At 35.7% G+C, this 3578-nt stretch carries 3 protein-coding genes and 1 pseudogene; all 4 read right to left on the reverse strand.

The window, feature by feature from the left end:
• Nucleotides 1-125 (reverse strand): annotated as a pseudogene (locus tag IEW67_RS17620) (IS66 family transposase); the annotation flags it as partial.
• A 130-nt stretch (nucleotides 126-255) separates the two neighbouring features.
• Nucleotides 256-1299, reverse strand: a complete 1044-nt coding sequence (locus IEW67_RS17625; protein WP_188634387.1) for a tyrosine-type recombinase/integrase — start codon at nucleotides 1297-1299, stop codon at nucleotides 256-258.
• Nucleotides 1296-2237, reverse strand: coding sequence for a tyrosine-type recombinase/integrase (locus IEW67_RS17630; protein ID WP_188634388.1), 942 nt, complete (start codon nucleotides 2235-2237; stop codon nucleotides 1296-1298). Before IEW67_RS17630 ends, IEW67_RS17625 begins: the two co-directional genes overlap by 4 nt.
• Entirely contained in the window at nucleotides 2234-3487 is a 1254-nt protein-coding gene (locus tag IEW67_RS17635) for a site-specific integrase (RefSeq protein ID WP_188634389.1), read from the reverse strand. Before IEW67_RS17635 ends, IEW67_RS17630 begins: the two co-directional genes overlap by 4 nt.
• Nucleotides 3488-3578: the final 91 nt, after the last annotated feature.

Below are 3578 nucleotides of genomic sequence, written 5' to 3' on the forward strand. Positions count from 1 at the left end.
ACAGCCGTGGTGGGTGCAGATTCAGGCAATGCCTGCAGCGCTTCTGTAAATTTACGGCGCGCATGCGCCCAGCACCCGACCAGGACAACATCAGGCAGGCCGTTGTAGCCGGGATAGCCGTCTACGATATTTGGATATCCGGATATCGTAGATTATACCGATAAAAAAATTATCACGATTATTTTGGATGCAGGAACGTCAGTTCATACAAATAAGTCATATGTTCCTGCATCACTTTGATTTTTATCGGAATAATTATTCAGCCAAACCATACAGTTTTTTAATCACGTCTTCATCATTTTCAAATTTGAAAGGTTCCTCATTGAAAACGGAGTTATTAGAATTAACTACCTTTTCTATAGCTTTCTGTTTCAAGGTAATATCCGCATTCGCATATATTAACGTTGTTTCTAATTGTGCGTGTCCAAGCCATTCGCTAACTAACGCTAGTGGCATACCAGCTTGATAAAGATGCATGGCTCGAGCATGTCGAAAAAGATGCGGATGCAGACTTGGAAGGTTGGGATTAATTGCTTTAGCTGACATTTCATATTTCTTAATAAAACGTGAAACATTGTCATTGGACATTCTATTAACGATTCCTTTTCTAACTGTATAAAATAAATACTGTGTTTTATTCAGTTGTGGATGGAACACCGCAACATACTTATTAAATAAGTCTAGTACATGTCCAGAAATCGGTGTAGCACGAAATTTATTCCCTTTTCCAATTACATGAATCGAGCCTTCACCTTTTGAATTGATATAAATATCTTTTAGGCGGAGATTCAGAATTTCGCTATTCCTGCATCCTGTATCATAAAGCAAAGCCATATAAAATTGATCCCGCAATCCCATTTTGCTTTCGGCATTTGGTTGCTTCAATATAAGTCGGATATCATCGATAGTCAAAATAACGTCTAAAGTTCTGTCTGGTACAGGTGTTTGTTTTATCTTTTGTATTTTAGAATAGTTATCAACCAGTTCCATGTTTTCCTCTGCTAAATATCCATAGAATGTCCTAATACATGAAAGACGTTGGTTTCTAGTCGAAGAACTACAATGTCTTTCATCAATTAACCAATCTAGAAATTCCTTTACAGCTAACGGTGAAAAATCTTCAGTAGTTACCAAATGAAGTGGCAAGTTCTTTCTTGATTTTAAAAAATGAAAGAATAAATTTAATGTATCCCGGTATGACTTGATGGTATTTCTACTTTTTGCTCGTATTTCAGGTAAATAGAGTGTTAAAAATGTTTTAATTGAAAGAAATAGTTTTGGGTCCTTTACTCTTTTCATTTGGTAACCCCCGGATAAATATCAGAAAAATTCTCCCACTGAATTCCAGAATTATGAATCAGCCTTTCGGGAAGAAGATGAATATAATATAGGGTGTAATGAAATTCTGAATGCCCCATATAAGCACTTAGATAAGGAAGCAGCGCCATAATATCCTTCTTTGCTTCCAACCATGTAGCCATCCTTCGGGTAGCAAAATTATGCCTTAAATCATAAGGTCTTGGCCTAGCTATACCAAAATCAAGATTACTATTGCGCAAGCAAATTTTAAATTGGTTTGTCATCCAGTGCGTTGAATATGGACCTCCCTGAGGTCTTTGGAAAAAATATTCCCGATTACCCATATACTCGTCATATTTTCTGGAAAGTACTAAAAGGTCATTTGACATATAGATATGCCTGTCCTTGCAACGTTTTGATTGTCTGATATAAATCTCTCCAGTATCGAGAGATACATCTTTGTGTTTTAACTTTAATGGTTCATTTGGTCTCATACCACAGCAATACATCATTCGGAATAGAACCGGAACAGTGAATTCCCGTTGCTGAGACCCCCAATAAGGAGGTATCCTGTCTATTGTATGGAACAATACGAACAGCTCATGATCTGTGAAAAGATAAGGCTTAAAGGGTTGCGAGGGTAAATTGTAGTAAGAGGTTGGTATGAACGTCTGTCTACCAATAGCTGCTTGATATTCTGTAAAATGACGTAATGCAATAACGCGTCTATTCCTAGTATTTATGTTTTCCCTAGGGCGGATTCGAATCCATTCTAAAACCATTTCCTTTGTTATGGAAGATGAAGCTCCATAATGTTCTCCGCAAAAGTGAATAAAGTGTTTCAGATATACATTATATGTGTTTTTATTAAAACCTAATGCTTCTTTAATATCCAGCATATCTTGAAGGTCTTGAAATAGAATTTCTTTTAAGTTCATATAAACACATTTCCCGACATTGGGACATCCACAAATGACATTGCACAGGCACTCATCTGTTTTTGATTAAAAGACAAATAAGGTTTCGAAGAATTCATATCTGCGTGTCCAAGTATTTGGGAAATCGTATGAATCGATACTTCTTTTTCTGCTAACCACGTTCCGACGGAACGTCTCATGCTATGGAAAGAACGGAGGTGTTCTTTCGATATACCTGCCTTTAAGCAGTAGCGTTCAATAATACTATCTAATGCAGCGGTATTAACAAATGCTTCAAATGGTGCTACATTCCTAACAAAGACATTTTGTACAGCTGTTTTAGATCTTGCGTGTAAAATATAGTCTGCTATTGCATTACATACGCAGCCTTTCAAAGGCAGTTTTAATAATTTACTTGTCTTGCTTTGGGAAATTTCTACAGTATTTTCGTGCCAATCGATATCTTGTAATTTTAACCTTCGGACATCTATTCCCCTCAATCCAGTGTTAAGGACCAACATGATAATAGCATAGTCCCGTTTCCCTATAGCTGTATTTTGATCTATGACATGAATAATTCGCTCGATTTCCTTAAGGCTGTATGCTGATACAAGCATTTGTTTTTTATTTTTTATGCGGTAATAATCTAAATTTACCGACTTACTGATCACATTATTGCTATAAAGGTATCCAATCAATAATTTAAGCGAGTACAGAATGTAATCCATGCTACCAGAATTCGATTCTCGTACTGATAAGATAAAATCTTTCACAGTTTGGAGAGTTAGCTGATCGAATGAGCATATACCTATTTCTTCCAAAAAGCAACAGAATTTTCTCAGAACGTAATTCACTTTATACTGGAATTCAGTTTTTAACCCTGAACTAGATAATGCAGCTTCAATATATTTTGTATAATAAATGTTCGGCCTAAATTTACGATTATCCGAATATACTTCCCATTTGATAAAGCCTGTTTCTGCATATTCTCTCACAAGATATGCGCCACGCTTAAGAGCATTATAATAACGTAGCGTGATTTTCTCGTTTTTAAAATCGTTCATCTTTTGTTCAAGAAAATTCTCAAGCACTTCTTTGGAATAATATAATTCGTTATTCTTTTGAAAATACAATAAAAGTCGCTTTAAATACCGACCATAAATTTCTATGGTTGATTCCTTTAAACCGAATTTTTCAATTTCTAATAACACGCTTTCAACTAAAGAATTAATGCTTTGGTTAGCCCCCAAAAAGGGTAAAAAAGCGTCCAAAATATACCACGACTACGTTATAATAAAGGTAACTATACAATTCTTCACAGGGCGGTGCTACATATGTTTAAACACGGTAAAAAGGAACATC

It is taken from the genome of Lentibacillus kapialis (assembly GCF_014646635.1).
GTDB lineage: Bacteria > Bacillota > Bacilli > Bacillales > Amphibacillaceae > Lentibacillus > Lentibacillus kapialis.

Excerpts from the sequence above, each read along its gene's own strand:
- IEW67_RS17625 (WP_188634387.1), bottom strand. The coding sequence starts at position 1,299 with ATGAAAAGAGTAAAGGACCCAAAACTATTTCTTTCAATTAAAACATTT.
- IEW67_RS17630 (WP_188634388.1), bottom strand. The coding sequence starts at position 2,237 with ATGAACTTAAAAGAAATTCTATTTCAAGACCTTCAAGATATGCTGGAT.